A 19,651-nucleotide genomic window follows, 5' to 3' on the forward strand; every position below is an offset into this window, starting at 1 on the left:
CATTGTCCAAAATACATAAGCCGATTGCCAGGTTCTCTGAAGATGTTGATCTTGCAATACTGAGATCAGAAGACCGGACTGCCACTCAAGTCAGGAATTTAATCCGTAAAGTGGAGAAGGAGCTGGTTAAGGGATTCGATGAGGTTAACCTTGAGGGAATTACAAGCGAACAAACCCGATACAGAAAAACGGCTTATGATTACAAAAGGACAATTGCTTCAGAATCCGTTTCAGGTATACAGGAACTAATGATTCTGGAAATCAATTCTTTCGCGAATCCGGTTCCATTCAAACGGATGCCTGTGAGTTCACTGATTGAACAGTTTCTTCACGAAAAAAATCAACATGAAACAATAGAAAAATATGGCCTTCAACCATTTGAATTTAATGTCCTGGTGCCGGAATCAACTCTTATTGAGAAGATATTATCCCTGATAAGATTGTCGTTCTTTGAAGATGGGATCGATAAGTTAAGGAATAAGGTGAGACATTTCTATGATCTATACTTCCTATCAACCTCTCATGCTTATTGGGATTATTTACATGCCAAAGATTTCCATGAACATTTCACCCGGATGTTTGAGGAGGATAAAACTAAGTTTGAGGATCCTGAGATATGGCTGACATCATCCTACACCAATTCTCCAATACTCACCTCTTTTGATGAAATCTGGGATGAAGTAAAAGGTACATATAATACAGATTTCAGATTACTTGTGCATGGTGATTTTCCTGAGGATGAACTGATTGCTGATCAGTTCCGAAAGATCATTCAAATCTTATTATCATAGAAGGAGAAAAACCATAACACTCCGTGTTTTTTACTTTCCCAATGGCTTACAAAAGCAAGCTTTTGACACCACCGAAAAAGCAAAAACCACCCCGCCTGCGGCGAGATGGTTTTTCTCTTTTGTCGGGGTAGCGGGATTTGAACCCACGACCTCGTCGTCCCGAACGACGCGCGCTACCGGGCTGCGCTATACCCCGAATTGGATGGCAAAATTAATAAACTTTAAGAACTTTTAAAGTGTTCCTTGCACTCACTCATTAACTTCTCGGCATTCACAGGCACCACTCCGGCCTTTTCACAGACCTGTCCGCCGGCCAGATTGGAAACGGCTGCCACTTCAGCGGGAGGCAAGCCTGCGATCAGGCAAAGGGCAGCCAAGGCAATGACTGTATCACCGGCGCCGGAAACATCTGTAATCTTTCTTTTAATGGCTGGTATATGCACATATTCCCCAACTCCGGAGCTCAGTACGCCCTGGTCACTCAGAGTCACCAGCATGTTCTCGATCTGCTGCTGTTTCTGAAACTTCTGCATGGAACCGGCCAGATTCTCTATCTCATTCTTACTGATATCCAGCTTAAGCCCTTTCGCCAGCTCTTTGAAGTTGGGCTTAAACAGCTTCACCTTTTTATAGAGATCAAAACTCCTGAATTTGGGATCCACCAGGACGGGTACTGCCACTCTTTCAGAGGCACTGATCACCTCCGAAATCACCCTGGGAGTCAAAACTCCCTTATCATAGTCCTGCATAATAATGGCATCGATCCCTCCGCTTTCCAGAAGACTGGAAATCAGTTCCAGGAACTCCTCCTGTACCCTCTTATTCAGGAAGATATCCATCTCCTCATCCACCCTCAGCAGGTGCTGGTTACCACTGATGATCCTGGTTTTCTGGGTGGTTACGCGGTGCCCGTCCACCACCAGGCCAATATCAGAAAGCAGCTGCTCCTCCATCAACTCGAGGATCAGCTTGCCCCGGTCGTCATCGCCAATCACGGAACAGAGGATGGGAACTGCTCCCATGGCTTTCACATTCAGTGCCACATTGGCCGCTCCCCCAAGTCGATTCTCTTCAATAACACCAGAAACAATAGGCACCGGGGCCTCGGGTGATACACGAGCCACACTCCCCCATAAATAGGTATCGATCATGACATCGCCGATGATCAATATTTTCTGATTGGAGAACTTGTCAAATACGGACTTGAAATCGGTGGACTCGAACATGGTTTCTATAAATCTGCGCAAAGATAAACTTTTATACTCAATAGGGATCCACATCCACAGAGATCCGGACCGATCGATATACTTCGTTCCCGGAAAGTCCGCTCAAAACCTCCTTCAGTAGCTCCCTGGCCCTTTCATAGGAAGCCTCTCTCTCGATCTTCAGCAGGATCTGCTTGTGAAAAGTATTATGGGTCTTCCTCACCGGGGGATATTGAGGGCCCAGTACCCGGTTGGAGAAAATTTGTTTTAACTCCCTTGCCATCAAGTCTGTTGCTCCATCAAGGATGGAGGGAACCTTGTGCCTGAAGCTGATCCGGATGATCCTTTTGAAGGGTGGATAGCCAAAAAGCTTCCTTTCTTCCATTTGGTCGGCATAGAGGCCCTCAAAATCACATTTACTAATGTACTGTATAACCGGATGTGCAGGATCCAGGGTCTGTACGATCACTTTTCCCCTCTTCTTTCTTCGGCCTGCCCGGCCGCTGACCTGATGAATCAGCTGATAGCTCCTTTCAAAAGCCCTGAAATCGGGGAAGTGGAGCATCTGATCCGCATCAAGTACCCCCACCAGTGTGACATTATGGAAATCAAAACCCTTGGAGAGCATCTGAGTACCTATCAGTACGTCCAGTTTTCCCTCGGCAAACTGGTTGATCATGGCCCTGGTCCTGTTCACGGACCGGGCCGTATCGGTGTCCAGTCGCCCCACCCTGATCCCCTCAAAGATCAGCGGCAGTTCATCCTCAATTTTCTCGGTACCGAAGCCCTTCATGCTCATGCGAGTTGCCCCGCAGGACGGGCAGGCCAGGGGCATATTTTCCTTATGACCGCAATAATGGCACTCCAGTTTCCTGCTGGTCTGGTGGTAGGTCAGGCTCACATCGCAGCGGCTACATTTGGGGATATGACTGCAATCCTCACAGATAATGTAGTGGGAGAACCCCCTCCTGTTCTGAAAAAGGATGACCTGCTCATCTGCTGCCAGAGCCTCCTTGATCGCCTCCACCAGCTGGGGGGTAAAGTGGGAAACCATCTGCTTCCGTTTAGTCGCCACTTTTATATCGGCCAGTATGATTTCAGGTGGCTCCACCTCTCCAAATCGGGAGGAGAGTCTGATATATCCGTATTTTTGGGTACGGGCGTTGTGCAGAGACTCATAGGAAGGGGTGGCAGTTCCCATTAAAACCCTGGCGTTGTGATGAAGGGCCAGTACCTGAACCGAATCGCGGGCATGATACCTGGGGGCCGGATCATGCTGTTTGTAACTGTTTTCATGCTCCTCATCAATGATAACCAGTCCCAGTTCCCTGAAAGGAAGAAAGATGGACGATCGAACCCCGATGACCACTCCGTAAGGCTCTTCGTCGGTGAGTCCTATCAGGTTCCGGTAGACATGCACCCGGTCCGAATCGCTGTACCGGGAGTGATACACTCCCACCCTGCTGCCAAATACCTGGCGAATACGCTCAATGATTTGAGTGGTCAGAGCAATCTCGGGCAACATATAAAGTACTTGTTTGCCCTGTTCCAGCATCCCACCAATCAGCTGCACATAGAGTTCCGTCTTTCCGCTGGAAGTGACTCCATGAAGCAATACGGCCTGATGCGAGGCGAATTGTTCCCGGATCGAATCCAGGGCCGCCTGCTGCTCCTGATTCAGTTGATTCGCCTTTCCCCCGTTTCCATCAATACCCGGATCACGCCCTTGCTCCTCCTTTTCAAATTGCTCCAGTATCCCCTTTTTTATGAGAGCAGCTGCGGCACCGGCTGCACCGGCTTCTTTTACAAGTTCACTTTTAAGCAGTCCTGTCTGAAAACCAGTTCCTTCGCTTCCCGAAAAGGAAAGCATATGCTCCATAAACTCTTTTTGCCGGGGAGCTCTGTACAGTTGATCCAGAAGTGCATGGAGCGCCTCTTCTCTTCTGAAGTTTTCTGAAACTCTGAGGTAGGCCACGGACTTTTTTGGAACCCTGTGGTCCACAAACTCGTTAATTTCCACGGCCCCTTTCTCTACCAGATATTTCAGGATTCTGACCGGGTTTTGGGAAACACCGGCCAATTGAAGATCGCCCAGAGTCACCTCACCCTGGTCCTTCACCACCTCCAGCAACAGCCTTTCCTGCTGGTCCAGCACCGTATCGTCTTCATAGCGCTTGTTATAACGCACCTTCGATTCGCTCTCCGGCCTGAGTCCTGAGGGAAGAGCGGCCCGCATCACCTCCCCCGGAGTGCACATGTAATAGGCGGATATCCAGTCCCAGAGATCGAGCTGGTGCGCACTTACCAGGGTAAATTCATCCAAAAGATCCAGAATTTTTTTGATCTGCGTACCTTCAGGAGCTTCCTGGTGGACCGTGCGGACAATGGCGCTGTAAAGGCGTTTTTTTCCAAAGGAGACTAGTACCCTGCTCCCGGGCACCACCTTCCCCCGGAGGGTTTCAGGTACCTGATAGGTATATAAGCCCTCAACGGCCAGTGGTAATATTACCTGGGCATAGAGATCCGGTCCGGACATAGACGGTAATGTACAAAAAAAAGAGCTGGCCTTATACCGAGAGGATTTCCACCATCTGCAGCTGCTCGGGGTCCACGGTTTTCTGGTGTTTGATCACTTTCCGGAAAGGCACCTGATCAATCTCATTGTTATGGTATCCAACCATAACACTCTTCTGGTCGTCCATCAGGGCTTCCACAGCTGCAAAACCCAGCTTGCTGGCAGTGACCCGGTCATGGGCCGACGGAGTACCTCCCCTTTGAATATGCCCCAGTACAGAAACCCGTACATCATAATCACTGAATTCTTCTTTCACACTCTCGGCTATGGCAAAAGCTCCTCCCGATTCATCTCCTTCTGCTACGATGATTATATTGCTTGACTTCTTTCTTTTAAAACTTTTCTGCAGGTACTCTTTCAGATTACGGGACTCCCCCTGTACTTCCGGTATCAGAATAGCCTCAGCTCCCGTGGCGATCCCGCTGCTCAGAGCAATAAATCCGGCATCCCGGCCCATTACCTCAATAAAAAAGAGTCTGTTGTGACTTCCTGCTGTATCCCTGATCTTATCCACAGCCTCCACCACCGTATTCAATGCCGTATCATAGCCGATGGTATAATCGGTGCCAAAAATATCATTATCTATGGTCCCGGGAATTCCAATAAAAGGAATATCGTAAAACTCATCGCAGAACACACGTGCTCCGGTCAGCGAACCATCACCACCGATGACCACCACGGCATCAATCTCTGCTTCTTTAAGATTATCATAAGCCATACGGCGCCCTTCGGGTTCCATAAACTCCTTGCTCCGGGCTGTCTTCAGAATGGTTCCTCCCCTCGACAGTATATCACTTACGCTGTGAGCCTTCAGCTCAACAAAATCCTTATGGATCATTCCGTAATAACCATAGCGGATGCCGATTACCTCCAGTCCGTAGTAAATGGCAGTGCGGGTGACACCCCTGATGGCGGCATTCATTCCCGGAGCATCCCCTCCGGAAGTAAGTACCCCTATTCTTTTAATTTTTCCCATGTTAACAGGTCCTTAGAAACAACCCAAAATTAATAAAATTGTCTTAAGAAGAAGTTAAGTTATTAAGCTCTTCCTTCACCGATTCCAGCTGTGCCCTGGAGGTGGAGGTAGCCCCACTGATTCCAACACTTTTGCAGGCTTCGAACCACTGCTTTTTAAGTTCTCCCTTTCCGCTGATCCAATAGCTTCGTGGATTGAGGGATTTGCAATATTCAAACAGCATTTTTCCGTTGGATGAGTTTTTTCCACTCACGAACAACATCACATCGTACTTGCTGGCAAATGCAGTGAGACCGGGTTTACGCTTTTTCATTTGTCCACATATCGTGCAGTCCGATCTGAAATGAACAGGCGCAGTGTGTCCGGAGCCTTTCCGGAGATGTTCTTCAAGGGCCCTTTCCACCTTCCTGAAGTTTTCAGGATCCATGGTGGTCTGTGAGAAGAGGTAGGTCTTCTTATGCGGATCAATGGCTGAAACCTCTTCCACCGAGCTCAGTACCAGGGCATCCCCGTTCACCTGGCCAAGTAAACCAATGGTCTCCGGATGATCGGCTTTGCCAAATATCACAATTTGTTCCTTACTCTGATCCAAAGCATCATAAGCCTTTTTCAGTTTGAGCTGCAACCTGGCTACAATGGGACAGGTGCCGTCGATCACCTCGATTCCATTCTCTTTTGCTGTTTTGTAAGTCTGTGGAGGTTCGCCATGGGCCCGGAACAAGACCTTACCGGGAGCCAGATTTTTCAAATGCTGGTGGTTTATGGTCTTCAGTCCCAGGGCCTGCAGCCGGCGTACTTCTTCCGCATTGTGGACCATATCTCCCAGTCCGTAAAGGGTTTCCCCCTTACGAAGATGGGATTCGGCCGTCTTAATCACCTCCTCTACCCCAAAGCAGAATCCTGCTCCGGGATCTATTTCAATTTTTATCATGTGTCTCGGAAATTACACCCTGATACAACTCCCGGAACCAGATCATCTGCTGATCCAGGGTCATCTCGCTGTTATCAAGCAAAATAGCATCATCGGCCTTCATCAATGGACTGTCCTCCCGGTTGGAATCAATATGGTCGCGTTTCTCCAGGTTCTTTTGCACCTTTTCAAAATCAGCAGGCATGCCCTTGTCAATCAACTCCTTATAACGCCGCTCTGCACGCACCTCCAGGGATGCAGTCAAAAAGATCTTCAGGGCTGCATCGGGGAACACCACTGTTCCAATATCACGTCCGTCCATAACCACTCCTTTCTCTCTGCCCAGTAAACGCTGATATTCGACCATTTTGCGCCGAACAGCCGAAATGGCTGCAATATAGCTCACGTGAGCGGAAACCTCCATGCTGCGTATCCGGTCTTCCACCATCCTGCCATTTAGAAATATCTCAGTCCGCTGCTTTTCCGGGTTATGTTCCAAATTCAGGCGGATATTCCGGAGCAAGGTTTCGATTTTATCAAGGGGCGGAGCACTGGTTTGATCAAATAATCCTGCCTCCATGGCCGCCAGGGTGACCGCCCTGTACATAGCTCCCGAATCGATATAAGAATACCCCAGTTCAGCAGCAATCAGTTTGGCGAAAGTGCTCTTTCCACAGGAAGAATGCCCGTCCAGTGCTATAATGATTTTTCTTTGTTCCACCATATATAATATCAGTTTGCCTTTCTGTAAAATTCAGAAAGGTTGGCAGTTAAGGAGAAATGATTGGTTCCCCCCGCCAGATGGTAGGAAGAACGTCCAAATGCCATATGAAACTTGGAAACTCTAAAGCCAAAGCCCATGGAGAACCCAACCATGCCGGGATGTACATTCACCTTCATCTCCTTTCTCCGCTTATAATTATATCCCACATCAATATGAAAATTCCTCCCCAGAAGGAATTCGGTGCCCAGGACCACATGACGCATCAGGTTATCAGCAAAATGATCAAATCCACTACGCTCGTTATCACTTCCCGTAAATGAAAGATCTTCATCCTGCAGGGTATAGCTCAGGTTCCACCGTTCCAGATGCTGCAGGGTAACCGTAAAACGGAAAGGGGCATGCGCCAGTCTCTGGGTAACTCCGGCCTGAATCTCAAAGGGGAGAGCTTCCCTTCTTCCTGTGTAAGAACTAAGCTGGACCCCCACATTTTTAAATACCAGGCCAAAGGTGGTGAGGGAACTGGAAAGAAAATAGCTCACTCCCAGATCCACGGCCAGGCCAAAGGAGGTATATTGTTCCAGGGAGGAGAATATGGGTTTAAGATTCACACCGGCTGTCAGCGCCGAGTCCAGAAAACTCCTGGAATATACCAGGTTCAGGGCATACTCGGAGGCCCGGAAAGTCCCCTGTGACACTCCCAGTTCATCGGTCCGTTCAAAAATGCCATAATTCACATAATGCATGCCTGCTGCAAAATTGCCAATGTCGCCTGCTGCATAGCCGTAGGAGGCATAGCCGTAATTCACTCCGGCAAAATAGTCCACATAGTTCAGACTCATGTGGCTGTGCATTCCCGGCGAAAGAAGAGCCGGATTATGAAATACCATATTGATGTCGTCATCCTTCAGGGATACCACCTCTCCTCCAAGTGCCGCGACCCGGGCCGAATTGGTAAGACCAAGAAAACTGTAGGTCGATTCTCCCCCCTTCTGAGCCATTCCCGCCTGGAAGATCAGCAACAACAACACGGTGACTGTAAAACCTCGAATCATATCCTTTTAACGCCAATGGAAAGGCTATATTATTCCTCCATACATTTTAAAATCTCCTCTCCCGCCAGATTAACCCACTCTCTGAACTCCCTGCAGTCAAATGAATGCATCCGTTCCAGGCTTACCCTGTCTATCTTTGAAACTGCCACTCCTATCCCCTTCGCGGTGATGTCAGCCGCATTGCAGCGCTGCTCAAAATGATTACGCGTGGGGATCACAGCCAGCGGAATCCCGTGAAAAGCAGCTTCTGCAGCGGTGTCAAATCCTGCCGTGGTAATCAGTCCCTTGCAGGAAGCCATTAAATTACTGAATTTTTGTGCTTCGAAGGCATGGAGCCTGATTCCAGCAGGAATTTCCATGGCCGGACTTAAAGAGGTGAACAGATCAGCCTGAAATCCAGGGTCGATCCGGGCCAGCCTGACCAGATCGTAGAAGAACCCTTCCTGGAGCAGGTATACTAGGTAACGATCGCCAGGGCGATGGCTTAGCGCTCTGAAATCCTTTCTTACCAGGGGAGGGACCACCCGGATGGAGCCTCTCCCCTGTTCACGCAGAAAAGAGAATGCCAGTACCTGGTCGCAGGACCTGGCAATCAGACTCGAATGAACATTCAGCAAGATCCTGTGCCAAAGGGGCCCTATCTTAAAATGGGCACGATTCAGGTGGATATAGAAATGGTGCCCGAGGCCAATTTTTTTTATCCCGGAATCCGTTTTTCTCATAGCCAGAGCCCCAAGCAACTCATAAAAATTGAAAATCACATCGGGCCGAATGGCCGCAATCTCTTTTCTGATCCCGGCAATGGACCTGAAATAAACAAAAGAATACAGCAGGTTAAACAGAATGGTGCGCCCCACGTAGATCCCCTTCTTATTGGGAGTCCGCAAAAAATAGGGGCAGCGGTAGATCCGAAGCCTCCCGGGAAAGCTTTCCCTGAAATAGTCCGGGACCGATCCGGGAGAGCCGCTTCCAAGCAGCACGGCCTCCACCGTATGCCCGGCTTCCAGGAGATACTCCTGAAATGCAAGCGCCTGGGACATATGTCCCTTCCCCTCGCCCTGGACAATAAAGAGACAGCTGGCCATCTTCAGGCGTTTGGAATGTGACGAACCGATTCCCTTCCCGTGTTCCGCTTCACCCTCAGGCTGCTGATCTGCGAGAGGAACAGTCCCAGGATCACGATCAAAATACCCAGAACCTTCAGCAGTGGCATGGATTCTTTCAAAAGAAAGAAAGAGACTATGGCAGTGACAACCGGGATCAGGTTTCCGAAAATATTGGCTCTGGCTGCTCCCAGTTCCCTGATTCCTATGGTGATGAGGATAAAGCAGATCCCCGATCCGAATACTCCGAGAAATCCAACTGCCAGGAGGCTGGAGTTTGTTGCACGAGCAAGCTCCAGATGCGGAAGCTCCAGAATAAGAAAGAGCGGCAGAAACATAAGCAGACCGTAAAGACTCTGGTAGGCTGTGATCGTGATGGGGGTATAATCATCAGCCAGTGATTTAACTACCATGGTATAGGCCACTGCGGAAATAACGGCCACAAACATAAGCAGGATCCCCTTCCAGTCGGCTGCCAATCCTTCGCTCCGGGTAAGTACCACCATCAGAACTCCCACAAAGGAGAGCAACAGTCCCAGGTAGTTCATCAAAGTCAGTTTCTCCCTGTACAGGTAGTAGGCAGCAAAGGGAACAACCAGCGGGATGGTGGAGATAATCACGGCTCCAATGGTTGCCGATACCAGGGTCAGCCCGTAGGCTTCTCCCAGGAAGTAGAAGAAAGGTTCTGCAAGTGCCAGCAATAGAAACCATAGCTGATCCTTTCGCCTGATCCTGTTTAGTCTTTTGAAGAGCAGGGCAAATCCGAACAGAAAAACGATGGAGACGAGCAGCCTGAAAAAGACAATGCTTATCGGTCTGAAGGACTGATAGGCAAATTTGAAAACAACAAAAGTAAATCCCCAGAAGATCATCGCCAGGATGACCAGAAAATATACCCCCGATTTAGATTTACTCATCAGGCAGCCTTCAGGCGCTTCAGATTCGCCTTCTCAAGTTTCTCCCTGGCATATTTGATCCCGATATTTATATCCCCCGGATTCTCCTTGGAAGGTAACTCGAACATGGCATCCATTATAATAGCCTCACAAATGGAGCGCAATCCCCTGGCACCCAGCTTAAATTCAATAGCTTTTTGCACTATGTAATCCAGCACTTTCTCGTCCCAGGACAGTTTAATCCCATCCATTTCAAACAATTTTTCATATTGCTTGATGAGGGCATTTTTAGGTTCCGTAAGGATTCTGCGAAGGGCTTTCTCACTGAGTGGATCCAGGTAAGTAAGGACCGGCAGACGACCAATGATCTCAGGGATCATTCCAAAGGCCTTCAGGTCCTGAGGGGCCACATACTGAAGCAGGTTATCCTTATCCACACGGTCCACCTTCTTGGCCGCATTATAGCCTACCACCTGGGTATTCATCCGGTTAGCTATCTTGTTTTCGATCCCGTCAAACGCCCCGCCGCAAATAAAGAGTATGTTTTTCGTATTGACCGGTATCATTTTCTGGTCGGGATGCTTCCTTCCGCCCTGGGGAGGAACATTGATTATGGATCCCTCCAGCAATTTCAGCAGACCTTGCTGAACGCCTTCACCCGAAACATCCCTGGTAATGGAAGGGTTGTCGCTCTTGCGTGCAATCTTGTCGATTTCATCAATAAAAACAATCCCCTTTTCAGCAGCTTCCACATTGTAATCGGCCACCTGCAGCAAGCGGGTCAGCACACTCTCTATATCCTCGCCCACATAACCGGCTTCGGTAAGCACCGTAGCATCCACAATGGTGAAAGGCACATGGAGCATCCGGGCAATGGTTCTGGCCAGCAGTGTTTTACCCGTACCGGTCTCTCCGACCAGAACGATGTTTGATTTCTCAATTTCCACATCATCCTTGCTATCGAGTTGCATCAACCTTTTATAGTGGTTATATACCGCTACAGATAAGTACTTTTTAGCTTCTTCCTGCCCGATCACATAGAGATCCAGAAAGCTCTTTATCTCCGTGGGCTTCAATAATTTAATCTGCCCTATATCAAACTCGCCATTGGCCCCCAGTTCCTCCTGTACGATGCTGTAAGCCTGTTCGATACAGCGGTCACAGATGTGGCCGGAAATACCGGCGATAAGAAGGTTGGTGTCCTTCTTCTCTCTTCCGCAAAAAGAGCAACGGTCCATGATTATTTGTCTTTTGTTCTAAGCAAAACCTCATCGATCATGCCATAGTCCTTGGCTTCGGCAGCTGTCATCCAGAAATCACGATCCCCGTCTTTCTCTACCTCTTCAATGGATTTCCCCGAATGATCGGCAATGATCGCGTAAAGTTCTTTTTTCATTTTCAGGATTTCGCGGGTAGTGATCTCAATATCCGAAGCCTGACCCTGCGCCCCACCCATGGGCTGGTGAATCATCACCCTGCTGTGTTTCAGCGCGGAACGCTTCCCGGGGGTTCCCGCAGCCAGTAAAACGGCTCCCATGGAGGCCGCCATTCCTGTACAGATAGTGGCCACATCGCACGAAGTATACTGCATCGTATCATAGATCCCCAGTCCTGCATGGACGGCTCCTCCGGGAGTATTGAAATAAACCTGGATATCTTTATTGGGATCGGCCGAATCGAGATAGAGGAGCTGTGCCTGAATGATATTGGCCACGTAATCATCAATGGGGGCTCCCAGAAAGATAATGCGATCCATCATCAACCTGGAAAAAACATCCATGGAGGCCACATTTAACTGTCTTTCCTCTATAATGGTCGGTGAAATGTAACTATTATACAAAGAGCTAAACTGATGGAGCGTCATACTGCTGATGCCCATATGTTTGGTAGCAAACTTCTTAAAATCGTCGTTCTGGTTCATGGAATTGCTTTTTATTTCTCGTACAATTTACGGAACTTCTCTGAACTGACCTCTTTCTGATCCAACTTGACCGTGGATTTAATAAAAGAAATCAGTTTCTCTTCGCCCTTCTGCTCATAGAATTTGCGGCTCTCTTCCGGCTTGGACATCATCTCCCTGGCATAGTTTTCCAGGTAATCATCCGGAACATTGCTGATGCCATATTGCATATACTGATTGAGGGCCATCGCCTTGGCCGATTCCAGGGCCTCCTCCTCGCTTACCTTAATATTCTGTTGTTTCAGAAGGTGCTCCTTGATCAGTTGCCAGCGAAAATCATCCTCATACTTCTCAAAATCCTCCTCCACCTGTTCCTCGGTGATCTGCTCATTTGTTTCCACCATCCAGCGTTTCAGAAACTCCACGGGCAGATCCATCTTCGCCTTTTTGATCAGTGTCTCACGTGCATCCACCATAAAACGGTACTCACTTTCACGCTCATAATTCAGTGCAATTTCTTCAGTCACCCGCCTGGTGAACTCCTCCTCGCTCTTTACTTCACCTTCCCCATATACTTTGTCATAAAACTCCGGACCCGGCACGGCTTTTTCAAACTTATTTACCTCATCTATCAGGCACTTGAAAGTGCCTTCGAGCATGGCTACCATGGTTTTGTCTATTCTTAGCAGAGAAGCTACTTCGGTATCATTGGGATAGGCCTTTTTCACATCGAATACCACTTCATCACCTCCGGCAGCCCCACTGAAAAGCACCTTCTGGTCGTCATCTTTCATCATATCCAGGGACATACTAACATGCTCCACGCGGATCCCGTTCTCCACTTCATTACCCTCCTTATCGACCTTCACCAGAGCACCTTTGATGAGTTCATCATTCCCGGCCTTATCCACAGCTTTAAACTCCCCGAAACGCTGGAGCAACTGCTCCTTGTACTCGTCCTGTTGCTTCTTATCCACCTTGATCTTATAAAACGGGACCTTATCCTTGGCACTTACTTCCAGGTTCAGTTCCGGGGCCAGTCCCAGGTCGAATTTAAATTCGAATTCCGTATCCTTTTCAAAATCAATAGTCTGCTCCTCGTTCTTGTGTGGCAGAGGCTCCCCCAGAATGCTGACACTCTCATCTCTCAGGTAGTTGAACAGGGATTCTGAGACCAGTTTATTCACCTCATCGACCAGTACCGGTGTATAGTACATTTTCTTGATAATACCCATGGGCACCTTTCCGGGCCTGAAACCATCGACCCTGGCCTGTCTGCGATAATCTTTAAGGACTTTATCAACGCGTTCCGAATAATCTTCCTGTCCAACCTTAACATGAAGGACTGCATTTAACTTACCGGTATTCTCCTGTGAAATATTCATATTCAAAAATAGATTTATGCAAAATTAGCAAAAACCGCAACACAGTCGTCATAACATCCGAAAGCATAGCGGTTTATGCATAAAATAAGTGCGGATGAAGGGACTCGAACCCCCACTCCCGAAGGAACTAGATCCTAAGTCTAGCGCGTCTACCAATTCCGCCACATCCGCAAAATTTCCGCAAATTTAATCCAAATTTCCGGATTACAAAGGTGCCTTTGATTTATCGAAGCTCGAAGTTCTGTCCCAGATATACCTTCCTGACCTGCTCGTCTTCTGCCAGATCTTTCGCAGTTCCCGCTTTTAAGATAGATCCCTCGAACATCAGATAGGCCCGATCCGTAATCGCCAGCGTCTCATGCACATTATGGTCGGTGATCAGAATTCCGATATTTTTTTCTTTCAGCTTGGACACAATTTCCTGAATATCCTCAACAGCAATGGGATCCACTCCGGCAAATGGTTCATCGAGCAGAATAAATTGCGGGCTCAGAGCCAGGGCCCTGGCAATCTCGGTACGCCGGCGTTCTCCTCCAGAAAGTTGAATGCCCAGACTCTTCCGGATCTTTATGAGACCAAATTCTTCCAGCATGGACTCTACTCTTTCGTGCTGTTCCACTCTGGACAATTCAGACATTTCCAGAACCGCCCTGATGTTATCCTCCACGGATAGTTTGCGAAACACGGAAGCCTCCTGGGCCAGGTATCCAATACCCATCCGGGCTCGTTTATAAACGGGTTCTTTGGTGATGTCCTGCTCATTGAGCATAATGTTACCCTCATGGGGAGTAATCAGGCCAACGATCATATAGAAGGTGGTGGTTTTCCCGGCTCCATTGGGTCCCAGAAGGCCCACAATCTCACCCTGCTCCACGCTGACCGATACCTCGTCCACGACCCTGCGACTCTTATATTTCTTTACCAGATTATGTGTATGCAGTTTCATATAAAACCAAAGTTATACAAATATCGCTTGCCTTCTAATCCCGGGGCTCCGTTTCATCATCTTCCTCCTCCGGACTTTCCTTACCGGGTTCATTGCCCTCTTCGGGATCGGGTTTGGAAGCCGGCCGTTTCCATGGTTTTTTCGTACTAAGCGTCTCTTTTGTTTCCGACGTTCCGGCGGGGTCTTCATTCTTCTCATCAGACTCCTCGCCGGGGGCTTCATTTTCTTCAGCAGATTCACCGGCGGGGCCTTCCGCTTTTTCTTCCGGATCCTCCTCCTTTGTTTCCGGAGCTTCAGCCGATGTATTCTGTTCTGCATCAGGCTCCCTGGAAGCCTTCTTCTTTCTTTTTACGGATTTCTCACCGGCTGCCCTTTCAGCATCCTGCTGCCTGATTATCCGTTTACTTATGGCGATGCCAATTTCATACAGAACCATCAGGGGCAGAGCTACCAGTATCTGGCTGAATACATCGGGTGGAGTAATGATAGCGGACAGAGTGACAATAATAACCAGAGAGTGCCTCCGGTACTTCTTTAAAAAGTCTGGGGTAACCAGTCCTACCTTACTCAGAAAGTATACAAGGATTGGCAACTGGAACACCAGTCCGGCGGCCAGTACCACAGAGGTAATGGTCTGCACGTAGGACCGGAGTGTGGGAGCACTGATAACACTTTCACTCACTTTGTAATTACCCAGGAAATTGACCGAAAGAGGGCTGATAATATAGTACCCAAACAATACCCCGAGGATAAAAAGCAATGAGGTGTAGAATACCGCACCCCTGGCGGTGTTCCTTTCCTTATCGTACAGGGCCGGAACAATGAACCTCCAGAATTCCCAGAAAATATAGGGGAAGGCCACCACAACCCCGGCTACCAGCGATACAATAATATGCATGGAGAACTGTTCGGCCATTTTAACAGTCTGTAAGGTGAAGGGATTCTGGTTGATACAAATACGTTCCAACCCGAGAATTTCGCCCAGCTGACACAACCAGCGGTTGGTCGGGAACGGGGGTTCTTTAGGTGCCAGAATAATTTTATCAAAAACAATATCCTTAAATACAAAAGCCACCAGGGCCAGGATAACAATCGCTGTAATGGAACGCAGGAGATGCCAGCGCATCACTTCAAGGTGCTCAAGGAAAGACATTTCCCCTTCAGTATTCTTACTCATATTAAGTCTGGATAAAGGATTTGCAAAGTAACAAAAAAAACCAACCCCCTTGAAACAGAAATCAAATTATACTATCTTTAATTTGCTCAGATGATACAAGGCCGCATGGAGAACATGGGAAAGATACTTCATCTTAACCTGAAGAAGTATTTTGGATTTGACAGTTTTAAAGGAAACCAGGAGGATATTATAAGCAATGTTCTTGAAGGCAATGACACCTTTGTACTGATGCCAACCGGTGGCGGCAAATCACTTTGTTATCAGCTTCCTGCACTTATAAAAGAAGGTACTGCCATTGTGATCTCTCCCCTGATTGCGCTGATGAAAAACCAGGTGGATGCCATGCGCAGTTTCAGCCTGGACGACGGGGTGGCCCATTTCCTTAACTCTTCTCTTACAAAAAATGCCATTGCCAATGTAAAGAAGGATGTACTGGATAAACGAACCCGCCTGCTCTACGTGGCTCCCGAGAGCCTGACCAAGGAGGAAAACATCGATTTCCTGAAGAAGGTAAATATCTCTTTCTATGCCATCGATGAGGCGCATTGCATTTCTGAATGGGGCCACGATTTCAGGCCGGAGTACAGAAGGATCAGACCCATTATTAATAAAATTGGTCCGGCACCGCTTATCGCCCTTACTGCAACTGCCACCCCAAAGGTTCAAAACGATATCCAGAAAAACCTGGATATGCTTGGAGCCAGAGTTTTTAAATCGTCCTTCCGCCGCCATAATCTTTATTACGAAATCAGGCCCAAGGTCTATGCAACCAAGGAGATTATCAAATTCATACTGGCCAATCCGAACAAATCCGGGATCATCTACTGCCTCTCCCGCAAGAAAGTGGAGGAGCTGGCGGAGACCCTGAAAGTCAACGGGATCAATGCCTTACCCTATCATGCGGGTATGGATGCCCAGACCCGGTCTTCAAACCAGGACCAGTTCCTGATGGAAGAGGCAGATGTCATTGTAGCCACCATTGCCTTTGGAATGGGCATTGATAAGCCGGATGTCCGTTTTGTTATTCATTATGATATGCCCAAGAGCCTGGAGGGATATTACCAGGAAACGGGAAGGGCCGGACGGGATGGAGGGGAAGGAAGGTGTATCGCGTTTTACAGATACAAGGACATCCAGAAACTGGAGAAGTTTATGCAGGGGAAGCCTGTGGCAGAGCAGGAAATCGGAAAACAGCTCCTTCTTGAGACCGTGGCTTATGCAGAATCGGCAGTGTGCCGTCCAAAGCTATTGCTCAACTATTTCGGGGAGTTTATGGAGGAAGGATGCGACAACTGCGACAACTGTTTACATCCAAAACAAAAATTTGAGGGTAAAGCAGAAATACTTTTAAGTTTAAAAGCTATTTTAGCGGTCCAGGAGAAATTTAAATCCGAGCATATTGCAAATGTTCTTTCAGGTATTGCCAATAGTGCAGTGAAGACCTACAAACATCATCATTCCGAGTACTTTGGAGCCGGAAAGAATAAGGATGCAAAGTTCTGGAATGCTGTGCTCAGGCAATCCCTGATTGCAGGATTGATAACAAAAGATATTGAAAATTACGGATTATTAAGGCTAACAGAAGCCGGTCATGAGTTTATTAAGAAGCCTTATTCGATGATGTTGACACAGGATCATGATTTTGATATTGCCCCTGAAGAGAACTTATCTGCAGCTGGCGGTGGCACCGGGGCAGTTGATGAGGAACTGCTTCATATCCTGAAGGATCTCAGGAAAAAAATGGCCAGGGAATTAAATCTTCCACCTTTTGTTGTATTCCAGGATCCTTCGCTGGAGGATATGGCAATTCAATATCCGGTGAAAATCGACGAGCTGCAGAATATTGTGGGCGTCGGTACCGGCAAAGCCAAAAAGTATGGCCAGGGATTTATCGATGTGATCCGGGAATATGTGGACGAGAAGGATATTATCCGTCCGCAGGATATGGTGGTCCGATCGGTGGTTAATAAGTCAGGGGTGAAAGTATATATCATCCAGAGCATCGACCGGAAGTTAAGCCTGGATGATATCGCCGATGCAAAGAATCTCACTCTTATGGATCTGATTGATGAGATTGAGGCCATCGTGGGGTCCGGAACAAAACTGAACATCGATTATTACCTGAAAGAGATCATGGATGAGGAGAAACTGGAAGAGGTTTTCGAATACTTCCGTAAGGCAGAAACAGAGTCCATCGAGGATGCTCTGGCTGAACTGGGGGAAGAGTATTTTACCGAAGAGGAGATAAGGCTCGTTCGAATCAAATTCTTTTCTGAGCTTGCCAACTAAAATGAGGGAAATCCTTTCCATTCACGGATTATCCAAATCCTATAAAAATGTCAGAGCCATCCGGAAACTGGATCTTCAGATCACAGAAGGCCAGGCTTATGGAATTCTGGGCCCCAACGGAAGTGGTAAAACCACCACGCTGTCCATTCTGACCGGAATTATCCGTCAGGACAGCGGATCGTTTCTTTGGTTCGGGCAAGAACCGGAAGCAAGCCAGAGAAGAAGCATCGGCTCTCTTATCGAAACACCTCATTTTTATCCCTACCTGAACCTGGAACGCAACCTGCGAATCATCTGCGATGTGAAAGGAATGCCATACGGGGATATTGACCGCGTTCTTGAAACAGCACAACTGGCAGAGAGAAAAAGATCCCGGTTCTCAACACTGTCGCTCGGTATGAAACAGCGGCTTGGAATTGCTGCGGCTCTGCTGGGCGATCCCAGGGTACTGGTCCTCGATGAACCAACCAATGGGCTGGACCCGGAGGGCATAGCCGAAGTACGTGAGATTGTTCTCCAGCAGGTGAAGGTGGGTAAAACCCTGATACTGGCCTCGCACATACTGAGTGAAGTTGAAAAAATATGCAGTCACGTGGCTATCCTGAAAAAAGGGGAACTATTAGCCAACGGACCGGTAAAGGAGTTACTGGCCGAGGATGAGATTATTGAGATCTCCTGTAATGATAACGAAACCCTCCGGCAGAAACTGTTGGGGTCTTCCTTGGTAAAAGAGCTTGAAACAGAAAACGGACTGCTGGTTCTCACCCTCAATGACGAGATTAGCCCTGCGGAGATCAATGCCTTTGCCTTTGCCAACGAGCTGGTGATCGATCATATGCTGAGCCGGAAAAGAAGCCTTGAATCACAGTTCCTGGAACTGGTAAAGGAAGAGAAATAAATGCGGCGCTTACTACATATTGAACAAATCAAACTATTGAATTATAATCCGTTCCGGATTACACTGGGCATCTATCTGCTGGCTTTTACACTGGGACTGATTATCTATCCGGCCATTGATAAGGAGATCCCTGTGATCTCCCTGAGCGATCTGTTCCGCTTTCCTGATGTTTGGGTATTTCTCACCTGGGTCACCGAACCCTACAACATACTTCTGGCTCTGATTGTGATCATGATTACCACCAAGGAGTTTAACGACCACACCTTTAAAACCCAGCTGATTTTCGGACTTAGCCGCACAGATCTGCTCCTTCAAAAACTTTTTCTGGTGGCCATACTAGCTCTTTTTGCCACCTTGCTGCTGGGACTTACTTCCCTCAGCCTGGGACTGATCTACAGCTATAAGCTGACCTTTAAAATTGCCATGGAAAACACCTGGATACTGGGTAGATACCTGCTCTCTTCCTTTGCTTATATGTCCATGGGACTTCTGGTGGCTCTGCTGATTAAAAATACCGCCCTTTCATTGCTGACTTTCCTGGCCATGCGTGTATTTGTCGATCCTGTATTGTTCCTGCTCCTTCGCAAACAGGAGCTGCGCTGGTATCTTCCCATGCGGACCACCACCAGGTTAACGCCGCTGCCGGACCTGATCGAGATTTTTCAAAGGAAGATGAACAGCAATGAACCCATGGATGAGTCAAGCCTGGAAATCCTGCCTGAGGGATTGCCTGTATGGCTCAATATCCTCCTGGTGCTTCTCTACACTTCGCTGGCCATTTTTTTCAGCTACCGGCTCATGCAGCGCCGGAGGTTCTCCTAACA

At 48.0% G+C, this 19,651-nt stretch carries 17 protein-coding genes and 2 tRNA genes; 4 read left to right on the plus strand and 15 right to left on the minus strand.

Features of this window, described 5'->3' with window-relative positions; genetic code table 11:
• The first annotated feature begins 2 nt into the window (after positions 1-2).
• Positions 3-791: a nucleotidyl transferase AbiEii/AbiGii toxin family protein gene (locus tag P1P86_04635; GenBank protein MDF1574463.1), complete on the plus strand. Its 789-nt coding sequence runs from the start codon at positions 3-5 to the stop codon at positions 789-791.
• 122 nt (positions 792-913) lie between these two features.
• Here the strand turns inward: P1P86_04635 and P1P86_04640 are convergent.
• The 15 genes from P1P86_04640 to tatC all read right to left on the minus strand — a co-directional run bounded on the left by P1P86_04640 (position 914) and on the right by tatC (position 15,640).
• A tRNA-Pro gene (locus P1P86_04640) sits at positions 914-987 on the minus strand.
• A 25-nt stretch (positions 988-1,012) separates the two neighbouring features.
• Positions 1,013-2,038, minus strand: a complete 1,026-nt coding sequence (locus P1P86_04645) for a bifunctional ADP-heptose synthase (GenBank protein ID MDF1574464.1) — start codon at positions 2,036-2,038, stop codon at positions 1,013-1,015.
• A 16-nt stretch (positions 2,039-2,054) separates the two neighbouring features.
• Positions 2,055-4,532 carry a primosomal protein N' gene (priA, locus tag P1P86_04650; protein MDF1574465.1) on the minus strand — a complete coding sequence of 826 codons (2,478 nt, stop codon included), beginning with the start codon at positions 4,530-4,532 and terminating at the stop codon, positions 2,055-2,057.
• A 31-nt stretch (positions 4,533-4,563) separates the two neighbouring features.
• Entirely contained in the window at positions 4,564-5,547 is a 984-nt protein-coding gene (pfkA, locus tag P1P86_04655) for a 6-phosphofructokinase (protein MDF1574466.1), read from the minus strand.
• 43 nt (positions 5,548-5,590) lie between these two features.
• A complete protein-coding gene (locus P1P86_04660; GenBank protein ID MDF1574467.1) occupies positions 5,591-6,478 on the minus strand; it encodes a 4-hydroxy-3-methylbut-2-enyl diphosphate reductase in 888 nt (295 codons plus the stop codon).
• A complete protein-coding gene (gene cmk, locus P1P86_04665; protein ID MDF1574468.1) occupies positions 6,465-7,181 on the minus strand; it encodes a (d)CMP kinase in 717 nt (238 codons plus the stop codon). Before cmk ends, P1P86_04660 begins: the two co-directional genes overlap by 14 nt.
• 8 nt (positions 7,182-7,189) lie before the next feature.
• Positions 7,190-8,233, minus strand: coding sequence for a type IX secretion system protein PorQ (porQ, locus tag P1P86_04670; GenBank protein ID MDF1574469.1), 1,044 nt, complete (start codon positions 8,231-8,233; stop codon positions 7,190-7,192).
• 29 nt (positions 8,234-8,262) lie between these two features.
• Positions 8,263-9,318, minus strand: coding sequence for a glycosyltransferase family protein (locus P1P86_04675; protein MDF1574470.1), 1,056 nt, complete (start codon positions 9,316-9,318; stop codon positions 8,263-8,265).
• Between the two features lie 2 nt (positions 9,319-9,320).
• Entirely contained in the window at positions 9,321-10,253 is a 933-nt protein-coding gene (locus P1P86_04680; protein MDF1574471.1) for a DMT family transporter, read from the minus strand.
• A complete protein-coding gene (gene clpX, locus P1P86_04685; protein ID MDF1574472.1) occupies positions 10,253-11,470 on the minus strand; it encodes an ATP-dependent Clp protease ATP-binding subunit ClpX in 1,218 nt (405 codons plus the stop codon). The genes P1P86_04680 and clpX overlap by 1 nt, the downstream gene beginning before the upstream one ends.
• Positions 11,471-11,472: 2 nt before the next feature.
• Complete coding sequence (clpP, locus tag P1P86_04690) at positions 11,473-12,153, minus strand: ATP-dependent Clp endopeptidase proteolytic subunit ClpP (GenBank protein MDF1574473.1); 681 nt, start codon at positions 12,151-12,153, stop codon at positions 11,473-11,475.
• An 11-nt stretch (positions 12,154-12,164) separates the two neighbouring features.
• Positions 12,165-13,517, minus strand: a complete 1,353-nt coding sequence (gene tig, locus P1P86_04695) for a trigger factor (GenBank protein MDF1574474.1) — start codon at positions 13,515-13,517, stop codon at positions 12,165-12,167.
• Positions 13,518-13,606: 89 nt separating this feature from the next.
• Positions 13,607-13,688, minus strand: a tRNA-Leu gene (locus P1P86_04700).
• A 52-nt stretch (positions 13,689-13,740) separates the two neighbouring features.
• A complete protein-coding gene (gene lptB, locus P1P86_04705) occupies positions 13,741-14,463 on the minus strand; it encodes an LPS export ABC transporter ATP-binding protein (protein ID MDF1574475.1) in 723 nt (240 codons plus the stop codon).
• A gap of 34 nt (positions 14,464-14,497) precedes the next feature.
• Positions 14,498-15,640: a twin-arginine translocase subunit TatC gene (gene tatC / locus P1P86_04710; protein ID MDF1574476.1), complete on the minus strand. Its 1,143-nt coding sequence runs from the start codon at positions 15,638-15,640 to the stop codon at positions 14,498-14,500.
• Positions 15,641-15,754: 114 nt separating this feature from the next.
• Here tatC and recQ point away from each other — a divergent pair, with 114 nt between their 5' ends.
• The 3 genes from recQ to P1P86_04725 are packed head-to-tail and all read left to right on the plus strand — an operon-like array spanning position 15,755 to position 19,649.
• Positions 15,755-17,929, plus strand: a complete 2,175-nt coding sequence (recQ, locus tag P1P86_04715; protein ID MDF1574477.1) for a DNA helicase RecQ — start codon at positions 15,755-15,757, stop codon at positions 17,927-17,929.
• A gap of 1 nt (position 17,930) precedes the next feature.
• A complete protein-coding gene (locus tag P1P86_04720) occupies positions 17,931-18,827 on the plus strand; it encodes an ABC transporter ATP-binding protein (protein MDF1574478.1) in 897 nt (298 codons plus the stop codon).
• Entirely contained in the window at positions 18,828-19,649 is an 822-nt protein-coding gene (locus P1P86_04725; GenBank protein ID MDF1574479.1) for a hypothetical protein, read from the plus strand.
• Positions 19,650-19,651: the final 2 nt, after the last annotated feature.

The organism is Bacteroidales bacterium, assembly GCA_029210725.1.
In the GTDB taxonomy this organism is placed as follows: Bacteria; Bacteroidota; Bacteroidia; order Bacteroidales.

What these genes read in the sequence shown, in the direction of transcription:
- recQ (MDF1574477.1), top strand. Translation starts at nt 15,755, where the DNA reads ATGGGAAAGATACTTCATCTTAACCTGAAGAAGTATTTTGGATTTGAC.
- tatC (MDF1574476.1), bottom strand. Translation starts at nt 15,640, where the DNA reads ATGAGTAAGAATACTGAAGGGGAAATGTCTTTCCTTGAGCACCTTGAA.
- clpP (MDF1574473.1), bottom strand. Translation starts at nt 12,153, where the DNA reads ATGAACCAGAACGACGATTTTAAGAAGTTTGCTACCAAACATATGGGC.
- P1P86_04660 (MDF1574467.1), bottom strand. Translation starts at nt 6,478, where the DNA reads ATGATAAAAATTGAAATAGATCCCGGAGCAGGATTCTGCTTTGGGGTA.
- cmk (MDF1574468.1), bottom strand. Translation starts at nt 7,181, where the DNA reads ATGGTGGAACAAAGAAAAATCATTATAGCACTGGACGGGCATTCTTCC.
- priA (MDF1574465.1), bottom strand. Translation starts at nt 4,532, where the DNA reads ATGTCCGGACCGGATCTCTATGCCCAGGTAATATTACCACTGGCCGTT.
- lptB (MDF1574475.1), bottom strand. Translation starts at nt 14,463, where the DNA reads ATGAAACTGCATACACATAATCTGGTAAAGAAATATAAGAGTCGCAGG.
- P1P86_04725 (MDF1574479.1), top strand. Translation starts at nt 18,828, where the DNA reads ATGCGGCGCTTACTACATATTGAACAAATCAAACTATTGAATTATAAT.
- clpX (MDF1574472.1), bottom strand. Translation starts at nt 11,470, where the DNA reads ATGGACCGTTGCTCTTTTTGCGGAAGAGAGAAGAAGGACACCAACCTT.
- P1P86_04680 (MDF1574471.1), bottom strand. Translation starts at nt 10,253, where the DNA reads ATGAGTAAATCTAAATCGGGGGTATATTTTCTGGTCATCCTGGCGATG.
- P1P86_04720 (MDF1574478.1), top strand. Translation starts at nt 17,931, where the DNA reads ATGAGGGAAATCCTTTCCATTCACGGATTATCCAAATCCTATAAAAAT.
- pfkA (MDF1574466.1), bottom strand. Translation starts at nt 5,547, where the DNA reads ATGGGAAAAATTAAAAGAATAGGGGTACTTACTTCCGGAGGGGATGCT.
- tig (MDF1574474.1), bottom strand. Translation starts at nt 13,517, where the DNA reads ATGAATATTTCACAGGAGAATACCGGTAAGTTAAATGCAGTCCTTCAT.
- P1P86_04675 (MDF1574470.1), bottom strand. Translation starts at nt 9,318, where the DNA reads ATGGCCAGCTGTCTCTTTATTGTCCAGGGCGAGGGGAAGGGACATATG.
- porQ (MDF1574469.1), bottom strand. Translation starts at nt 8,233, where the DNA reads ATGATTCGAGGTTTTACAGTCACCGTGTTGTTGTTGCTGATCTTCCAG.